The sequence below is a fragment of the Flavobacterium sp. NPDC079362 genome, assembly GCF_050267765.1.
GTDB classification, from domain to species: Bacteria; Bacteroidota; Bacteroidia; order Flavobacteriales; family Flavobacteriaceae; genus Flavobacterium; species Flavobacterium azizsancarii.
On sequence record NZ_JBNNFM010000012.1, the window covers coordinates 80,440 to 99,254 of the forward strand.

At 32.5% G+C, this 18,815-nt stretch carries 14 protein-coding genes; 7 read left to right on the top strand and 7 right to left on the bottom strand.

Features of this window, described 5'->3' with window-relative positions:
• Nucleotides 1-82 precede the first annotated feature (82 nt).
• Nucleotides 83-1,147 carry a PAS domain-containing protein gene (locus tag ACQKCJ_RS12530; RefSeq protein WP_427402109.1) on the top strand — a complete coding sequence of 355 codons (1,065 nt, stop codon included), beginning with the start codon at nucleotides 83-85 and terminating at the stop codon, nucleotides 1,145-1,147.
• 106 nt (nucleotides 1,148-1,253) lie between these two features.
• On the opposite strand, the gene ACQKCJ_RS12535 is transcribed toward ACQKCJ_RS12530, so the two are convergent.
• Nucleotides 1,254-1,577 (bottom strand): response regulator, encoded by a 324-nt coding sequence (locus tag ACQKCJ_RS12535; protein WP_427402116.1) that lies wholly within the window; start codon nucleotides 1,575-1,577, stop codon nucleotides 1,254-1,256.
• Nucleotides 1,578-1,704: 127 nt separating this feature from the next.
• On the bottom strand, nucleotides 1,705-2,286 hold the full coding sequence (locus ACQKCJ_RS12540; RefSeq protein ID WP_271335333.1) for an RNA polymerase sigma factor: 582 nt from the start codon (nucleotides 2,284-2,286) through the stop codon (nucleotides 1,705-1,707).
• Between the two features lie 107 nt (nucleotides 2,287-2,393).
• On the opposite strand from ACQKCJ_RS12540, the gene ACQKCJ_RS12545 reads away from it, so the two are divergent.
• The 6 genes from ACQKCJ_RS12545 to ACQKCJ_RS12570 all read left to right on the top strand — a co-directional run bounded on the left by ACQKCJ_RS12545 (nucleotide 2,394) and on the right by ACQKCJ_RS12570 (nucleotide 13,832).
• Complete coding sequence (locus ACQKCJ_RS12545; protein ID WP_427402110.1) at nucleotides 2,394-3,551, top strand: FecR family protein; 1,158 nt, start codon at nucleotides 2,394-2,396, stop codon at nucleotides 3,549-3,551.
• A 161-nt stretch (nucleotides 3,552-3,712) separates the two neighbouring features.
• Nucleotides 3,713-7,156, top strand: coding sequence for a TonB-dependent receptor (locus ACQKCJ_RS12550; protein ID WP_427402111.1), 3,444 nt, complete (start codon nucleotides 3,713-3,715; stop codon nucleotides 7,154-7,156).
• 8 nt (nucleotides 7,157-7,164) lie between these two features.
• Entirely contained in the window at nucleotides 7,165-8,586 is a 1,422-nt protein-coding gene (locus tag ACQKCJ_RS12555; protein WP_271335330.1) for a RagB/SusD family nutrient uptake outer membrane protein, read from the top strand.
• Nucleotides 8,587-8,697: 111 nt separating this feature from the next.
• Entirely contained in the window at nucleotides 8,698-9,729 is a 1,032-nt protein-coding gene (locus ACQKCJ_RS12560; RefSeq protein ID WP_271335329.1) for a TlpA family protein disulfide reductase, read from the top strand.
• Nucleotides 9,730-9,944: 215 nt separating this feature from the next.
• Entirely contained in the window at nucleotides 9,945-12,752 is a 2,808-nt protein-coding gene (locus tag ACQKCJ_RS12565; protein ID WP_271335328.1) for a M16 family metallopeptidase, read from the top strand.
• A 291-nt stretch (nucleotides 12,753-13,043) separates the two neighbouring features.
• Nucleotides 13,044-13,832, top strand: a complete 789-nt coding sequence (locus ACQKCJ_RS12570; RefSeq protein WP_271335327.1) for a transposase — start codon at nucleotides 13,044-13,046, stop codon at nucleotides 13,830-13,832.
• 304 nt (nucleotides 13,833-14,136) lie between these two features.
• Here the strand turns inward: ACQKCJ_RS12570 and ACQKCJ_RS12575 are convergent, their stop codons facing one another.
• The 5 genes from ACQKCJ_RS12575 to ACQKCJ_RS12595 all read right to left on the bottom strand — a co-directional run bounded on the left by ACQKCJ_RS12575 (nucleotide 14,137) and on the right by ACQKCJ_RS12595 (nucleotide 18,773).
• Entirely contained in the window at nucleotides 14,137-14,712 is a 576-nt protein-coding gene (locus ACQKCJ_RS12575) for an ATP-binding cassette domain-containing protein (RefSeq protein ID WP_271335326.1), read from the bottom strand.
• Nucleotides 14,700-15,491 carry an HlyD family secretion protein gene (locus ACQKCJ_RS12580; RefSeq protein ID WP_271335325.1) on the bottom strand — a complete coding sequence of 264 codons (792 nt, stop codon included), beginning with the start codon at nucleotides 15,489-15,491 and terminating at the stop codon, nucleotides 14,700-14,702. The genes ACQKCJ_RS12575 and ACQKCJ_RS12580 overlap by 13 nt, the downstream gene beginning before the upstream one ends.
• A 211-nt stretch (nucleotides 15,492-15,702) precedes the next feature.
• Complete coding sequence (locus tag ACQKCJ_RS12585; RefSeq protein ID WP_271335324.1) at nucleotides 15,703-15,849, bottom strand: hypothetical protein; 147 nt, start codon at nucleotides 15,847-15,849, stop codon at nucleotides 15,703-15,705.
• Nucleotides 15,850-17,103: 1,254 nt separating this feature from the next.
• The gene (locus ACQKCJ_RS12590) at nucleotides 17,104-17,916 is read right to left on the bottom strand and encodes a hypothetical protein (protein WP_271335323.1); all 813 of its coding nucleotides are present in this window, start codon (nucleotides 17,914-17,916) and stop codon (nucleotides 17,104-17,106) included.
• 212 nt (nucleotides 17,917-18,128) lie between these two features.
• Nucleotides 18,129-18,773 carry a hypothetical protein gene (locus ACQKCJ_RS12595; RefSeq protein WP_271335322.1) on the bottom strand — a complete coding sequence of 215 codons (645 nt, stop codon included), beginning with the start codon at nucleotides 18,771-18,773 and terminating at the stop codon, nucleotides 18,129-18,131.
• Nucleotides 18,774-18,815 lie beyond the last annotated feature (42 nt).

Consider the following 18,815-nt stretch of genomic DNA (forward strand, 5'->3'; position numbering starts at 1 on the left):
CAGGTTTTCTGCTCTTTATTTTTTACTGCGCATTTCAAATTACAGCTCTCAGCAGCATATTCAAGCCCGCATTATAACTCCGGTGGCCATCTGCGTTTTGGATGCCCAGACACTTAAAGTGGAAATTGTAAATGACAGCTTTATAGCCGTGGCCGGAAAACCGCGCAAGAAAATCCTCGGAAATTTTTACTGGGATACTTTCCCTGAAGCACGCTCCTACTATGAGAGCGCACTAGCGGGTGCTATTTCTGACGGGAACCCTTACACTGCCCGTGAAGCCGAACGTAAGGTGATTAGGAACGGTAGGCAGGAAACTGTTTATATGACTTTAGTTTATGCCCCGCTGAAGGATACTGCCGGGAAGGTAAAAAAAGTAGCCGTATGGGTTATGGACAATACCCTGCAGGTCAGCCAAAGGCAAAAGGTTGAAGAAAGTGAAAAATTTGCGCGTACCGTCTTTTACAACTCCCCTGTGGCCAAACTGGTGTATACGGGACCTGAAATGTTCCTGCACCAGGCCAATGAGAAAATGCTGGAAATATTCGGCAAAGGAGATTCCATTATCGGCATGCCCATCATGGAAGCAGCACCCGAGCTTAAGGAGACACATTTGTTCGGGGCCTATACTAAAGTTTTAAGTACGGGAGAAATCCATACCCAAACGGCTGCACGTATCATGTTTATAAAGAATGGTTTGCCCTATTACGGCTATTACGATTACACCTACAAGCCACTCTACAATGCAAAAGGCAGAATCTATGGTGTTATCTGTACAGAAGAAGTAATTGCTCGAAACAAGCTGCAGGAAGCCGAACAAAACATGAGAGGCGCCGTAGAGCTTGCCCAGCTTGGCACATGGAGCATTGATGTGGCGTCAAATGGACTAATCTATTCCGAGCGCCTGATCGAATGGTTTGGGTATGACCCTGCCGCCCAACCCTACAATGAAGTTATACCGATCCTGCTAGAAGAAGACCAGCAAAGGGTCGCAAAGGCTGTAGCATGGGGACTGAACCCAGAGTCAGGTGGTATCTATGATGAAATATATACTGTAATTCATCCCAAAACAGGAAAGAAAAGAATTCTGCTGCTTGAGAAAATCGAAAAATGGCTCAGGGATTACCACAAGGACAAAATAGACCCTTAGGCCCGTATATCTAATCTTCGTCTTTCATTCTTACTGCCGCTGAAGGTCTCAGACCGGTATTTTTATCTACAAATCACTTTTTGCCATTTAGCAATGGCGCTTCTGCCTAAAGTAAAAGAAACTTTTTCTTTTCTTCAACAGTCCAGGCAAGATCCATAGCAAGGATTTCTTTAAGTATTGACTTTAGTTTCTCGAACGAACTGGGCTTCACAGCGTAAAATGAAGCGCCCAATTCCATTGCCCTGTGAATATTTTGCGGATCATTGCTGGAGGAGAGCATAATAATGTTTACTTCTTTTAGCCCCCCCTCACAGCTTCTTATCTCCTCGAGACATTCAAGCCCTGATTTGCCGGGCATATTGATATCCAGAAAAACAAATTCGGGAAGCTCTGAGCCGGAAAGTGACCGGCCCAGTCTACAATGGTGTATGCGAGCAAAGGTTTATTGTCAAATAAGTAAATAAACAAGTAACTTAGTAAAGCAGAAGAAGGACAGTCAATAACAAGGGTCTTGCTTATTTTTCTTGTAATACCGCAAAGTAATAATTTTAGGATTTTCAACGACTGAATATCAGAAAAAAGAACGCCCTGTTCTTTTCCTCCAAAGCAGAACTAAGCACTGAGAATGCTTTTGTAATTTGTGCTTCAACTGCTTTCACAGTAATCTTCAAATAGTCGGCAATTTCGTTATTTGTCAGCCCTTCTTTTTTACTTAAAATGAAGATTTCTTTACACTTTGGCGGAAGTTTTTCAATTTCTTTATTTATAACAAAAAGCATTTGTTCAAAGTTGTCGGAATTGTCCTCCCAAACAAATGCATTTAAAGTTTCAAAATATCTTTTCTCCAGTGTCGTAAGCAACTGATTTTTTCTATACTGATCTATAAATTCATTATAAACCGACTTGTACAAAAAACTTTTGAAAGATTGATCAATTTTTAGATTTTCACGCTGTATCCACAATCTAAGAAATACATTTTGAACAATATCCTCGGCAGCAAAAATATTTCGGATCAAACTGTCGGCATATAAACATAGTTTGTGGTAATAAACATCCATAAGATAGCTATAAGCTTTTTCATTACCTTCTTTTAAGGATTGAAGTAAGATAGTATTATCGCTATAAAGATCACTTTTCATAAAAGCAAATTAAAGTAATATTAATTAAAATAATACTATTAATAAAAAAATATTCTAAAAATGGTAGGGTATTATTGTTTTTGTTCGTCATAGGCTAAATAATCCAAATGACACAATTTAAAATGGAAGTATTAATCTTGAAATTTATAAATAATGAGGCTTCACCAGAAGATATAATTGCTATTTCAAACTGGCTTGATCAAGATGTAAATCACCAAAAGGTGTTCAATGATTTGATAAAGACTAACTACACGGTTAATTGTAGCCAAAAAACGTTTAACACTGATGCTGCAAAAAAACAATTTCTACAAAAAATTAAAGAAGAAAAAAGCGTCTTTTTTAAAGCGAGAATTCGCTCTTATTTTAAATATGCTGCAATTTTTATAGTATTCTTAAGTGCTTTTTATTTGTTTAAGATTAATATTTTTTTTAAGGCCACCGATACCCAAGCAATTCTGAGAGAAGAGTCGATTACGTTACAATCGGAAAATGGAAGTATACAAATTATTAATCCTATAAATACACAAATAATCACAGATAACCAGGGTAAAGTAATTGGAAGTCAACACAAAAATAAAATCGTTTATGCTGGAGAACTGAATTTGGAAAAACTGGTTTACAACACGATCAGCGTACCCAATGGAAAACGATTCGAATTGATTTTATCCGATGGCACTAGCATACAATTAAACTCGGGAACGTCTTTAAAATTTCCCGTAAACTTCGTCAAAGGAGAGATTCGTCAGGTATTTCTAAATGGTGAAGCTTATTTTGATGTAACAAAGGATCCGCGACATCCATTTTTGGTAAGTTCAAGTGATATGAATGTAAAAGTTTTGGGAACTAAATTTAATGTGACTTCTTATAAAAACGATGCCAAAACATATACGGTTTTAGTTGAAGGCAAAGTGGCTGCATCGGATCATTTAAATCACGAAGAAGTAATCTTAAAACCATCTGAGCGAGTTTATTTTGAGGGCAAACAATTAAAAGTAGAACCAGTAAACGTTCGAAAATATATTGCCTGGATTTCTGGAGAACTAATGTTTATAGATGATTCTTTTGCTGTTATTACCAATAAACTAGAGCGAAAATACAATGTTCAGATTATAAACAATTACGAAGACTTGAATAGCATTATTATCACTGCCACTTTTAAAAACGAAAATATTGACCAAGTTCTAAAAACTTTTCAAACTTATAAAGCTTTTAATTACACCATAAACAATAGAGTAATAACCATAACCGAACCAAAAAAAATGTAGTAATCAAACCCCAAAAAAAAAGGAAGGTGCGTCAACACCCTCCTCGTCAATTTAAAATGCTGATTTAATCTAAAACTAAAAATTAAACCAAGTGTAAACTTATGAAAAAACAACGAACAAAAAGTGCGTTGAAGCACATTTTCAGTACCCATAATTTAAAAATGAAATTAACTTTCTTGTTTTTATTTACCAGTCTATTACAGGTCAATGCATCGAGCTGTTATGGACAAAAAGACTTAGTTACCATGGATGTAAAAATGGTAGGTTTGACTACTGTTCTTCAGCTTATTGAAGAACAAACTGACTATCATTTTTTCTACAACCGAACTGAATTAAACATCAACCAAAAAATTGTTCTGAATGTTAAGCAAGAGCAGTTAAGCTCAGTTTTATCAAAATTATTCAACAACAGTACGATTGCGTATCAAATTTTGGGCAATCAAATTATTCTTAAAAAAATAAATAATTCCGAAAAAAAGACAGAAAATAACGTAGCTGTTCAGCAAAAACACTTAGAAGGAATTGTTACAGATAAAGCTGGGCTTCCGTTAGTAGGTGTTTCTGTAATGATAGAAGGAACGAATTACGAAGCAACTACCGACTTTGACGGAAAATTCAAATTTGTTTCTGACTACAATGCCAAATTTTTGATTTTCTCTCAAGTAGGTTTCGAACCTAGACGCGTAGCAGTTGATGGTAGGACTGCTTTTAAAATTGTTCTTTCACCAGAACTAAATGAACTCGAAGAAGTTGTACTTGTTGGTTATGGTAAGCAAAAACGTAACGAATTCTCTGGTGCCGTATCTACTTTAGATGCCAAAGATATCGTGCAGGCAGCAACAGGAACAATAGGTTTTGACAGAGCATTGGGTGGTTTAGCAGCAGGCGTTCAAGTATCTCAAAATACTGGGCGTCCAGGTGCGCCGGTTCGTATAAATATTAGAGGAATTACTTCGCCATTCTCTTCAGTAGGAGGCGGATTAAATCAGCCTTTATTTGTAATTGATGGTGTGCCGTTTAATATTGATGCTTTGCAAGGCGCCAATCCCCTATCCACATTAAATCCTAACGATATAGAAAGTTTTGATGTTTTAAAAGATGCCGGAGCTACTGCAATTTATGGCTCTCGTGGAGCTAATGGAGTTATTATTATTAAAACCAAAAGAGGCAAAAAAAATCAAGCTCCAAAATTAAACTTTTCTTATGCAACGACATTTGCTCAGCCTATCAATAAAGTCGGCGCTTTAAATTCAAGTCAATATAAAAGTTTCTACAATTTATTGGTTAACAATAGCGTCGATGCGATGAACAGTGGTCAACTAGATCCTTTTTTATCTTACGATTTAGCAAATATTGCCAAAGTAGATTTAGATTTCGATACTTTCCAAGTAAGCAATGGCGGTATCAACGATAATTATTTTGGAAATGCTAATACAGACTGGAACAAAGAAGTTTTTAGGAGTATGGCTGTAACAAAACAAGCTCATTTGAGTTTGAGCGGTGGCAGCGAAAAAACAGATTATAATTTTAGCACTTCATTTATAGACCAAGAGGGTTTAACTATAAATGATAAAATGAAACAATATAATTTAGGAATTTCCTTTGATACTGATATAAGCAATCACGTAAAAATGGGAAGCTCTGTAAATGTTGGTCATACAGAGGTTAATTCTGGAGAAAACGATGTTTTAAATCAGTTTACAATCAATACTTCAATTGCTCGCGCTCGTCCGGATTTACCCGTTAGAGATGAAAATGGTAAATTGTTAGGTCAGCCGGATTATCAATATGGGTTTATGACTTTAGAGCCAAATCCTTTAATGCGATTGAGTAACAAAACCAATAACAAAGCCTATAATTTTATCGGCAATACTTATATTGAAGCGGAGCCATTAAAAGATTTAAAGTTAAAAGCAGACGTAAATGCTTCTGTCTTTTACAATAAAAACAGTTCGTTTATTCCTAAAATTACAGAAACTGATTTTATATATTATCCTAATGATTCTTATTTAAATGAAGAAGATGGCTTAGTGTCTAATATCACAACGAATTTGACTGCTAATTACAACTTTAAAATTTCAGAGCATAAATTCGGTGCATTAGCAGGAGCTGCCTGGGATAAAACAAACTTTAATAATTCAAGTCATTTATACAGCGGTTTTCCTGATGACGAGGTTTTAATCAATGCAACATCAGCGCGAACTGTAATTGGATATGCCAGCAATCGTGTAGAAACAGGATTGTATTCGTTGTTCTCTCGTTTGAATTATGGTTACAAAGATTTGTATAATGCTACTGTAAATTTTAGAACTGATACTTCTTCAAAATTTGGTCCAGATAATAAAAGAGCGTACTTCCCGTCTTTGTCTGCAAGTTGGAATATTAATAATGAAAGTTTTTTAGCTGATGTAAGCAACATCAACATTTTAAAACTAAGAGCGAGTGTTGGAAAAGTGGGTTCTACTAACGTTTCCGATTTTGCTTTCTTACAGTTTTTTCAAAACACAGCATCTAACATCTATAACGGAAGTTCGGCCATTGTACCAGAAAACAACTTCCCAAATCCAAACATTGGATGGGAAACTACCAAAGAGGTTAATTTAGGTTTAGATTTCGGTTTCTTCCACAATCGCATAAAAGGAAGTTTTGATATTTACGATAGAAAAACAACCGGTGCTTTAGTAAAAACACCAATTCCTTTTGAACTTGGACCTAACTCTTATTTCTCTAATTTCATGGATGTTTCAAATAAGGGAATTGAAATCACTTTAGGCGGCGATATCATCAGAAGTCAGGATTTTGTTTGGTCAACTAGTTTTAACTGGTCTTTAAACAGAAACAAACTCGAAAAATTAAACGGTGCCAGTATCAATTCGTACCAATTAGATTATTACATCGAAGGAGAACCCGTAGGTACGATTATGGGATATAAAGTAGCTAAAATTTTCCAATCGCAAGACGAAGTTGATGCTTTAAATGCAGCTTCACCATCAGGAATTTATGATAAAGCCTCAACTACTGTTGGTGACTTTATGATGGAAGACGTTAACGATGATGGTCAGATTAATGCTAATGACAGAGCGATAATAGGAAATATTCAACCGGACTTTTTTGGCGGAATATCAAATACATTCGCTTACAAGAATTTTAGTCTAAATGCATTGTTTCAATATTCTGTAGGAGCGAAATCAATTTGGAGTGCAATTCCAACAGGTATTTATAACACATTGGGAGAAAATAAATATACTGAATACGCCCTAAATACCTGGACACCTGAAAATACTAATGCTCGTTATGCAAAAGCAGTATATACAGATCCATCATCTAATGGAAGAATTTCAGATAGATACATTTATGACACGTCTTATTTACGTCTAAAAAGCATCCAGTTAAGTTATAATTTCGACCAAAAACTAATCAACAGAATTGGTATAGAAAGCGCAAAACTGACATTAACGGGCACAAATTTAGTGACTTGGACAAAATGGCCTGGAATTGATCCTGAAACTTTCTCTGAAAGAGGCACTATCACAGATCAAATCAACAATGAAGATCCGTATCCATTAGCTAAGTCGTACTCTTTAGGAGTTCAAGTTCAATTTTAAATTCAAAAATGATGAAACAACATTTTATAAAGATCAATACGATTTTACTTCTTTCAATAGCATTAACCACTGCAAGCTGTAATATTGACGATATACAACCCAATAATAAATTAACAACAGATAATACTGTACGCGATGAGGCTTCGGCTCAATTAGTTCTGAATGGTGTTTATGATTTAGGAAAAGAGTTTGATGTAAGCTTTTTTCCCTTGCATTTAGCAGCTTATGGCAACGAAGGATTGATCTCGGGTTTTATGAGTGGCAGTAAAGGATTTAACACTAACGAAGTCCCGGTAGATAATATCTTTTTGACGAATTTATATAGCGGTCATTACAAAATTATTAATTCTGCTAATTTCCTAATTCAGGAATTAGAAGCAGGAAAAGCCATTGGTATTTCTGAAGAAAAAAAAGGAGCAATGATTGCTCAGGCAAAGTTCCAACGAGCTTTTACTTATTTTAATTTGTTGCGTTACTTTGGAGAATTCTACGATTTAAATTCTTCTTACGGAGTAGTTTTAAGAACTAATTTCTCGACTGTACTCGAGGCAAAACCTAGAAATACAGTAGCAGAGGTATACAAACAGATAGAAGATGATTTACTATACGCATCACTTTTGGGGCCAGTAAACATAGACCATTTTTATTCTGGAAGTCTTGCTGCCAAAGCCCTGTTGTCAAAAGTTTATTTGTACGAAAGAAAATTTACAGAAGCCGCCACTCTAGCAGATGAAGTAATAAACAATGCCGAAGGCTACATGTTGGAAGCACAATATTCAGATATCTTTAAAAATAGTTTCAAGTCATCTGAAGTTATTTTCGCTCCAATAACAGGCCCGGATAATGAAGGAAAAACAGCCATGTATCAGGTAAACACCACAACATACAGTCAAACCTTAAAAAGTTTAGCCGATGCTCAGGTAGGAACTTTTAATGACGGTAGTTTGTCAGGTACAGGTTCAGGATACGATCCACGTTTTGCGTTTGCCTACTCAAACATCACAAAAAAGTCAAATGGAAACGGTAAATATCCATTTTTAAACACAATTGCATCTCAAGGAAATACCCTGTATCATTTGCGTCTTGCTGAAATATACTTAATTAAAGCTGAAGCAGAAACTCGTAAGACAGGTGGAGATCTAACTTTAGCATTAGAAAGTCTAAACGAAATAAGAAATCGCGCAGGAGTAGCCGAAAAAGAACTTACTGATAAAACAACTCTACTAGAAGATATTCGCAACGAAAAATTACTAGAACTATTTTTTGAAAATGGCGAAGGGTGGTTTGATATCGTACGATATGTAAATCTTGGAAATCTTAAAGCATCATCAGTCAAAGCTACTTTGGTATCTCCTAATCAATTTGTTCTGCCAATACCATTACAAATAATAGCAGGAAATAAAACAGTCACACAAAACAAAGGCTACTAGCCTTTTCACTATTCTAAAAGCAGAGTGTACCTATTTCGAAAAAGATAAATCTATAATCAAATTATCGATACACGCTCATTTCTTAAACTTAAATTTAATAAATCTAAAAAAATGAAAAAATTACAAGCATTGGCATTACTAGTTGTAATGCTTTCTTGCCAAAAAATAATAGCGCAAAAAGAGTATGCAATAGTACACGGAAAAATAGAAAATCCAATCGAAGGATTAGGAGTACGATTATTTGATCCCATTAGTTCAAAAAGCGTTACAATAAAAGTAGCTGCTGACGGAACATATAGAGATACCTTAAAATTGGATAAACCCATATTATTTAATACTTTTTATGATAAGTTCTTCAATGTATATCTTATAAATGATATGAATTTAGAAATTAATTTTGATGCAAAAAACATTTATAAAAGCATCACAATCAGCGGAAAAGGAGAAAAAGAAAACAACTTTTTAAGAACCAAATCTAAACTGGAAGCAGATTTATATGGGAGTGATTATATGGAGTTTTTAAACTTAGAAAAAACAGTTTTTGATGCTAAAATAAATAAATTTTCAGCTGATTTCACGTCACTACTAAAGCAAAAAAAATCAGATCTTGATCCTAATTTTGTAACCATCCAATTAAAAATGTTTGAAAACTTGACAAAAGGTCTTCTTCAGCAATATACAGATGAACAAAGAAATAAAAGTGAATTAGGTATAGGAATGCCTTCACCAGAGTTTAAAAATTATATTAATTACAAAGAAGGAAAATCCTCTCTTAAAGATTTCAGAGGAAGCTTTGTTTTTATTGACGTTTGGGCAACATGGTGCGGACCATGCAAATACGAAATGCCATTTATTGCAAAAGTAGAAAAACAATTTCACGGTAAGAACATAAAATTTGTTAGCATATCTGTAGACCGTTTAAAAGATGAAATAAAATGGCGCAACATGATTAAAGCACAAGGTTTGACCGGAATTCAGCTTTTGGCAGACAAAGAGATAGCATCATCATTTATAGCGGCTTACTATATTCAGGCTATTCCACGTTTTATTATTTTAGATAAAGAAGGAAAAATTGTCAATTCCGATGCTCCAAGACCATCAGAGCCAGAATTAGTCGAGATCTTAAAATCTCTTAATATTTAAATAACTTTTTAAAAACTAGCTTTAATAATCAGAGAAAAGGTCTTTCTGGTTATTAAATTCAATTCATTTTTGTTTCCATTTTTTAAACATTAATCTCTGTAGAAAATAGTTTATTATTAAAAGGTTAATATGCTTATCTCGAAAAAATGTATAAATAATATCCCTTTTAAAATTTACGTTAAATCAGGGCAGGAAACGTAATTATATAAAAAAACATGAAAAATTTATTAACTGTATTTTTTATTTTAGTAACAGCGCATACTGTTACAGCACAAGAACTAAAATTAAACGATCCGCTTCCGGTAAATACCCGAATTAAAAAAGGAGTTTTAAAAAATGGTATGACGTATTATATCTATAAAACAGATGTAATTAAAAATGTTGCGAGTTATTACATTATTCAAAATGTGGGTTCTATTTTAGAGAATGATGACCAGCAAGGACTTGCACATTTTCTAGAACACATGGCTTTTAATGGAACTAAAAATTTTCCGGGAAAAGGCATTTTGAATACACTTCAAAAACATGGAGCAGTTTTCGCAAAAGACATTAATGCTTATACAGCTTTTGACGAAACGGTTTATAACATGGACAATATCCCCACAAACGTACCCGGATTAGTAGATAGTTCTTTATTGATTTTACATGATTGGGCAGATGGTTTATCTCTTACAGAGTCAGAAATAGATTCAGAACGTGGCGTAATTAAAGAAGAGTGGCGAACAAGACAAAATGGGTATATGCGTCTTTTCAAGAAATCATTGCCTACGATGTTTAATAAGACCAAATATGCTGATCGTATGCCAATTGGTTCAATGACTGTAATTGATAATTTTAAGTACAAAGCGTTACGAGATTTTTACCACGATTGGTACAGAACAGATTTGCAAGCCATTGCAATAGTTGGTGATATTGATGTAGCAGAAATAGAACAAAAAATAGAAAAGTTATTTGGTCCAATCCCCGGGATAAAAAATCCGGCACAAAGAATAATTACAGAAATTCCGGATAATGAAAATATGCTTTATAATTTAGGAACCGATCAAGAAGTCGCTACCTCAACGATTTCTTTTACAATCAATCAGCCCAAATCCTTAAAAGACGAAACAGTAGCCGATTTAAAAGAATCGCTTTTTAATGGAATGCTTTTAAGAATGTTAAATTCAAGACTTAGAGAGATTTCTCAAAAACCAGAGGCTCCATTTGTTTCAGCAAGTTGCAGTTATTCCAGTTTAGCGAGAGCAAATAATAGCTTTGGTTTACTAATCTCTCCAAAACCAAATCAGCAACAAGAAGCATTTAAAGCTGCATTGACAGAATTAAATCGTATCGTAAAATTTGCTTTTACGCAAGAAGAAATTGGTAGAACTAAAGCTTATTATACTAATCTTTATCAAACTAAAATTAGTAAAATTGACCAGACTCCTCACGCAGAAATAGTCAACACAATTCAGAAGAACTATCTGGAAAATGAGGCTATTACTGACATTATAAAGGAATTTGATATCATTAAAATTATTTTTAATGAAATGACTCCTCAGGATTTAAATGATCATGTTAAAATATTATACACTGCAAAAAACAGAGTCTTAGATGTTACAGGAGTCGAAAATGAAAATAATCTTTCGCTGGATGAAGCTTTAAAAATTATTAACCAAGTTGAAAACGACGTTAGTATAATAGCTTATAAAGATGAATTTGTTGGCAAAACATTGATTTCAGGTACTCAGATTAAATCAGGTAAAATTGTATCTGAAAAAAATAACAAGGAATTAGGTTCAACTCGTTTTGTATTAAGCAACGGCGTAGTTGTAGATTACAAATTTACAGACATTGAAAAAAACAACGTACTACTTGAAGCAGTAAGCTTTGGAGGTAACTCTGTGATCAAAGATTCCGACCTTCCTTCTGCAGCAATGATGGGTACTTTAGCAAGAATGTCTGGTTTAGGAGATTATAACGCTACAGATATATCTAAAATTCTGGCGGGAAAAAATGCTAATACAAGAGTAGAAATTACAGCATTAGAAGAAAATATTTCGGGAATGACTACTACTAAAGATGTCGAAACTATGCTTCAATTAGTGCATTTGCAATTTGTAAAACCCCGTTTTGACGAAAGCAGTTTTAAGGTTTTACAAAACAATTTACAAAATAGCTTAACTCAAAGAAAAAATGATATCGCTTATAAAATGCAAGATAGTATCACGACGTCTTTATATGGATTCAACAATACAAAAATGCGTCTTTTTGATGAGCAATATATAAAAGAGGTTTCGTTCGAAAAAATTAAATCCATATACAAAGAACGTTTTAAAAACCCTGCCGATTTTACTTTTTCGATAGTAGGTGATCTTTCAAAAAAAGACCTTAAACCTCTATTAGAGAAGTACATTGCTAGTTTACCCACCACAAATAAAAAAGAAAAATGGCAAGATAATTCAGTTGCTTGGTTGAAAGACACTAATAAAAAAGAAATATTCATTGCAATGGAAGACCCAAAAGCAACGGTTCGTATTTCGTTTAAAAAGCCATTGGGTTACAGCTTAAAAAACACGTACCTATTAAAAGCTTTTCAAGACATTCTGGAACTTAGATTAATGGAGACCCTAAGAGAGCAAGAAGGTGGCACATATGGAGCAAGTGTATACAGCTCTTTGTCTAAAAGGCCAAAAGAAATAGCTAATTTTTATGTGTATTTTGATTGTGATCCTGATAAAGTCGATAAACTAGTTGCCATCGTTTATAAAGAAATTCAAAAAATTGAAAATAATGAAATTGATAATAACGATTTAAAAAAAGTAGTCACAAGTTACCTTAAAGAACTAAAAGAAGAAAAGGAATACACAGGTTACGAGTTGAATGTACTGTATGATTTCAATGTAGAAGGATACAATAAAAACGACCCGAAAAATAATCTTGACTTAATAAATTCAATAACTACGCAAGACATCCAAAAGTTTGCACAAGTTCTGATGAAAGATACTCAAAGTTTTGAATTTATTTTTAAACCTAAAAAATAGTATTAAAAACACCTTTCGTTACTACTTAGTTTTTAAGTATCTGAATTAGTTATCAATAAACGAAAGTATGTATAGGGTTATTATGTAAATAGCCCTATTATTTATAATCCTTTAAATACTATTCTATTTAAAAAACAGAAGTATTAGTCAGTCATGGTCGGAAGATCATTCTTCCGACTTTTTTTTGCTTTATATTTTTAAAATATTGGTTTTTATTTGTATTATTTAATGAGAATTTTCTTGTTTAAGTTATTGATTTTATGTATATTTATTACTGTAAATTAGTAGTTTATGGCCAATTTTAAAGACCACAAAGTATCCGTTAATGAGTTGTTAGGTTTTATTCCTGAAGTACTCCTGTCACATCTTTCTACTAGCACGAAAGTAGACCACTATTCTAAAGTACTTCATGGTAAAAAAGTTTTCTACCTACTTCTATATGCTATTCTAGACAATGAAAAACTCAGTCAGCGGACATTAGAAGACACTTTTAACTATTCAGGTTTTAAAACCCTTTTTAATTTGGACGAATCAGAAACCGTTAGAAGAAGCTCTATTTCTGAGAGGCTATCTAAGATTGACTCTAGTTATTTTAAAGAAATTTTTGAATATATGTATGATCAGTTTTCTGAAAGTTATAATCAGTCAGAAAGAGATAAATACAATCTAATGAGTATAGATAGTACAATTGTTTCTGAAGCAGCTGGAAGACTCAAAGAAGGAATAGATATGAAGACGGGCAAGAAAAATATAAAATTCAGTATTTCATTTGATGGAATTCTTCCTGCTGGCGTTGAAATATTTAACACTAAGAATTATGCTTCTGAGGAAAACGCCCTTCCTGAAGCTATTTTAAAGCAAGTAAAAAAAGATGTTGATCATCGTAATATTTACATTATTGACAGAGGGCTTCAATCAACTCGGGTGATGAAAGATTTTTCTCAAAAGAATATCAAATTTGTTATCCGTTCTAAAGAAAATCGAAAATACCAGGAGATTGAATCTCTTATTAAAGAAGGTCAGGATTTAGATATTGGAGATAATTTATTAATAAAAGATAGCATTGTTGCAAATTTATAAAGGTATCTTATGAGCTGAAAAAACCGCATGGGTGGAGATTTTTTGGCAAGACCTGAAAGGCCCGGCCTTGCTTTGGCTTATCGACACGGACTACCTTTGCTCCTGAAATAAAACAAAAGCATACAGGGTCTCGGGTAAAAGAAAAAGGGTAGCAATTGGGTGCGTATGGATAAACATCATTCACAATCAACATTGACTTTGCCCGGAATGGACTGTTCACTTTACTCCGGAATGAACTGTTCAGTTTGCTCCGGAATACCCATTGACCATACATTGATAACAATTGGTAAATTTTGTTTTCCACTTAAACTAAACTTTGTTTCTTCCATAAATCATAATATTTTCCTTTTTTCTCTAATAAAATATGATGATTACCCGATTCAATGATTTTTCCATTTTCCATAACTAATATTTCATCAGCATTTGCAACTGTACTAAGCCGGTGAGCAATAATAATTATAGTTTTACCTTGCTTTTTGAAATCATCAATAACTTTTTTTACTATCAATTCAGAATTTGTATCTAATCCAGAGGTAGCTTCGTCCATTAATAAAATTTCAGGATCTTTATATAATGCCCTGGCAATAGCAATTCTTTGTTTTTGCCCACCGGATAGCATTGTTCCATTCTTACCAATCTGCGTTTCAAAACCGTTAGGTAGTTTTTCTACAAATTCGGTAATACCTAATTGTCGCGATAAATCTAGTATTCTGTTAATGTTTGGAAAAGAATCTCCTAAAGCAATATTTTCAATTATATTTCCCGAAAACAAATTAAGCTGTTGTGGTATAACTCCAACTAATTGTCTTAGGCTTTTATAATGTATAAATTGAGTATCATAGCCTCCAATATAAATTTTACCCTCATTTATTGGATACAAATTTTTGCGATAGATTGTGATGCATTAATGAAAGAACCTGTCTGAATGCCTGAAAAATTCTCTATAGTTCCAGAAATAGGAGCCAAAATCATATAATTGTTCGATTCAATATTTATTTTAGAAACCATTCCGTTCAAATTTTTCAAACGTTCTTCTAAATCTCTTTTCTGATTTTCCCAAGTCAATTTCTGCTGACTTATATAACTTTGCAATGCTTGTTTATTGAAATGCAATTCAGATTCGATTTTTTCGAAATCAGCTTTTGCAATAATATCCTTATCATACAAGATTCTATTACGGTCATGATTTATTTTTGCCTGTGAAATTTTGCTTTGCAATTCACTTTTTCCTGATTTAAATTTGAATAAATCTTCTCGCGCTGAAGATGTTAGCAAATGATTCGTTTTATTTTGTAGAAGGTTTGAAACATCATTTAGCAATGCTGAAACAGAACCTGATAATGAATCCTGAGTTCTTTTATCACTTTCTAGATTCTCTTTAGAAACTTTTAAAAGTGTATCGCCTTTTTGTACAAAAACATTGTTTTTCAATAAAGTCAATTTAACACGGCCACTTACAATTGCCATAACAGGCACATTATCCGTTTTACTACGAATAATACCGCGACTCTGACTACTAATATCTACTTTGATTACAGGAAGAAGAGACAAGAAAACAATAAGAATTAATAAGATTAAAAGGTAAATAGAAAAGTTTTTGGTTTTATTTTTGGCAATAAGATTTTCAAGGGTGTTTACTGGATCTGAACTAAAGTTCATATAATTTTAATGTTTTAATGTTAATTTAAATAAAGTACATAACATCATTTTTGTAATCAAAATTCACTAAAAAAGTACGGATTGTTCAAAAAACAATCCGCAATAATTCTCCAAAGAATAGTTGCTAACTATTAAGTAGAAATTCTCTAAGCAGAATAACAGACTTAAAGAATAACTTCAAGTTTTAACTCTTTTTATCTTCTAAATACATCTAGTTTAATAAATAATATAATGCCTTACCAGCAAATTTCCCTGAAAAATATATTAAAAAAACAGAAATCAATACAGCATAAAATATAGCTGCAAATTTTTTATCTTTTGTTCCTAAATAAGTTTTGTTAAATAAATTATTTTTCATTTTAAATATATTTTAGTTTACGTATCAAATTTTATAATAGAACAAACCTACCAAAATAGCAGGTTTGTTCTTTTATCATTAATTAAGCATATGGTGTAGAGCTTGCCCTACAGCATATCCTGCACCATAAATAGCTCCTGCAGCTCCCTTTGCAATTGAAAAAACCTCAAAACCTCCTTCAATGTTGCTTACTTTTTCTTTCTACAACTCAACGACCTGACAATCAATAGTTTCCATATAAGTTTATTTTAGTATTAATTAACTGAGTTATATCCATTATACACTCCAAGTGCAAAAAGGGCCGCTGCATAGAATAATGGACCAAATCCACCATCAATTTCCTTTACTTCCTGAGCATTATCTCATCATCCATTTCCATTTTTTGATTATTACCTGTTACTCAAATGATGCAAAAAACTGGTTTATTCCTCCGGTACAAATGTGGTACAAATATATGATAAAAAATGATTAAAAAACAGCAGAATCAAAAAAGACATCAAAAGAAAAAGCGCTGTAAACATTAAGTTTACAGCGCTTTAGCATTTATTGTTAACTGATGTTAATCAGTACTTATTTGACATATCGGTAAATAATTTAAGTGAGACTATTACTTTGATTAGCACTATAAATAATAATTTCTGATGGCAAACTTTAAATAAAAAAAATGGAGTGTTAATATTTTCTACGATATTAATCTAAAACTGGGGTAAAAAAAACAAATCAAACAAATTAAAACAATTAAAAAAGTTGCGTAGATAGTAAACATAGTACGTTTATGGCTATGATTAATTTCAGCTAATTTTAAATTTAATTTGGCTTTTTCCCGGTCGATTATATCTTGATATCTATCATTCATTGTTTCAAATATATTAAACTTTCCAAAAATATTATTACGGATTTCCGTAACACACGTTTTATTTATAATAAATTGATAGTATTCTATTCCCCTTCATTTACAGTCATTTAAGAAGTTAAGCCTAAATAATCTGGATGGAAATAAAAAACATCATTCTCTGGCAAACAATTAAAGTAAAACCTTCGCCTGATTTTAAAGTTGTAAGTTCGACAGGTGAACCAAATTGTACTGGTTGTTCTGGTACACTCGCCTGCGCATTAAACGCTTGATTTCTTGGCCAACCTTAAGGTGGTTTGGGTTTTTAATAATTTACTTTGGATTAGTCTGCCGTAAATTCCGGAATATCGATTGAGTCTAAGGGTATGTATGATACTAAAAATATCATTTTTGGATTTTTACTATTCAAATAAATTCATTTTAAGTAAACTATTTATATAGTCATTGGTTGTCTTGCTTAACATGTCAAAATAATAAAATGCGTGTTTTTTTAAGTCCTCTCCAAATATTTCTGAATTATATAATCTAATCATCCCATTTCCTATAAATTCTTTATCTGTTCCTCGATCAATGACCCATTCCATAGGCGAAACTCGATTAACTGTTTTTATAGCAAAGTAACCTCCAAAATTATACGTTGGTTGATGAAAGTAAGGATGTCCAAATATGCCCAAATTACTTTTTTCTTTTAATTTAAATTTTTCGTTAACTTTAAATACAATCAAATTAAAAGGGGGTGTCTCCCAATCACCATGCTTCATTTCTTTAATCGTTTTGCTATAATTAACCTCAAAACCTATGAAATAGTCTTTTTGAAAATGCTTGTATCTTATTTGAGTTTTTCCATTCTGTAATATCTTGTCGAAACTTTCGAATTTTGTTTCCAATAAATGATTATAATAATTTATCCAACCTTCTATATTGTAAAATGGATCATTTATATATACTTTATAATAATCTTCTTCTTTTACAATTTTGTCCTCAAAACAATTAAAATTAGAAATTTCTTTATACGAACTTTCCTCTGCAGACGTCCAGAACTTTTCTTTAGATGAATTCTCAATTTCAATTTCGGCCTCCGTTAATTTTTCCAATATTTCAGGCTCTCCATTTGTACCATCAGTTGGAGTGTAATTATAAGACAGATTGTTATCATTATAAAAAATATCTAAATAATCTAATCGCTTTAATATATCGTCATTAATATTATTCATATTAACTGGACTTAGAAGATATGAATATAACGCTCTCTCTAAGTAAGTATTTTGTATTTTTTAATTAATTTTAAAGTGTCTTCTTTTAAAATATCTGCATTGTAATTCATCTTTTTATAGCACTCATTCTTTTGGTCAACTTCGGTATTTCTATTACGATTTAACTACTTATAAAGTATAAATCAGCAACCTTTTTGTTGTAAATTATAAATTTACTTGCATTTTATTTTCTCAAAAATAGCCTTTAATTGATCCATGACAGATCCCGATTTAAAATCTTCTTTCGAAATTGCATCAACAAGTTTTGGGCAATCTGCAAAAGCCTCTCTTGACATTTTTCTAATTAATGAATTTGTTCCTATCGCTAAACCATTTGATGCTGTAGTAGCATAGCCAAATACTAATTCTTCACTGTCTTTTTTACCAAAAAAATAGGCTGTATTGGCAATAGTAACTACAGTACTTGTACCACCTGCATTTGGCCGACTTCCACCTTCCGATGCAATACCACCTATTTTTACATTTTTATCATAAACAATGTAAAACCACAGTTTTTTCTTAGATCTCGAAAATTTGCCTGTTAAAATATTAGCTGTTGTGGCATATAATCGTTCCGCTATATACTTTTTACTTTCTCCATTTGTATATTCAATTTTTTTGACATTGACACTTTCAATTTTTTCTTTTTTTGCTTCTTCATCATTTTTGAAATAGACCTTAGAATCATCACTTTCAACCATTTCGGCAAGACCTTTTTTTGTTGATCCGTCTTCCATAAATAAAACAGCTTTGATAAATTTAGCGTGTCCAGTTGTAGCAAATAATATCGTAACAGTAAGTAATATTATTTTTTTCATATTTAAATAATTTAAAAGTAATTATATAATATAACGACAATT

Bases quoted from the DNA above. Each gene is read 5' to 3' on its own strand.
- ACQKCJ_RS12570 (WP_271335327.1), top strand. From the start codon at position 13,044: ATGGCCAATTTTAAAGACCACAAAGTATCCGTTAATGAGTTGTTAGGT.
- ACQKCJ_RS12585 (WP_271335324.1), bottom strand. From the start codon at position 15,849: ATGAAAAATAATTTATTTAACAAAACTTATTTAGGAACAAAAGATAAA.
- ACQKCJ_RS12550 (WP_427402111.1), top strand. From the start codon at position 3,713: ATGAAATTAACTTTCTTGTTTTTATTTACCAGTCTATTACAGGTCAAT.
- ACQKCJ_RS12540 (WP_271335333.1), bottom strand. From the start codon at position 2,286: ATGAAAAGTGATCTTTATAGCGATAATACTATCTTACTTCAATCCTTA.
- ACQKCJ_RS12545 (WP_427402110.1), top strand. From the start codon at position 2,394: ATGACACAATTTAAAATGGAAGTATTAATCTTGAAATTTATAAATAAT.
- ACQKCJ_RS12595 (WP_271335322.1), bottom strand. From the start codon at position 18,773: ATGAAAAAAATAATATTACTTACTGTTACGATATTATTTGCTACAACT.
- ACQKCJ_RS12590 (WP_271335323.1), bottom strand. From the start codon at position 17,916: ATGAATAATATTAATGACGATATATTAAAGCGATTAGATTATTTAGAT.
- ACQKCJ_RS12555 (WP_271335330.1), top strand. From the start codon at position 7,165: ATGATGAAACAACATTTTATAAAGATCAATACGATTTTACTTCTTTCA.
- ACQKCJ_RS12565 (WP_271335328.1), top strand. From the start codon at position 9,945: ATGAAAAATTTATTAACTGTATTTTTTATTTTAGTAACAGCGCATACT.
- ACQKCJ_RS12580 (WP_271335325.1), bottom strand. From the start codon at position 15,491: ATGAACTTTAGTTCAGATCCAGTAAACACCCTTGAAAATCTTATTGCC.
- ACQKCJ_RS12560 (WP_271335329.1), top strand. From the start codon at position 8,698: ATGAAAAAATTACAAGCATTGGCATTACTAGTTGTAATGCTTTCTTGC.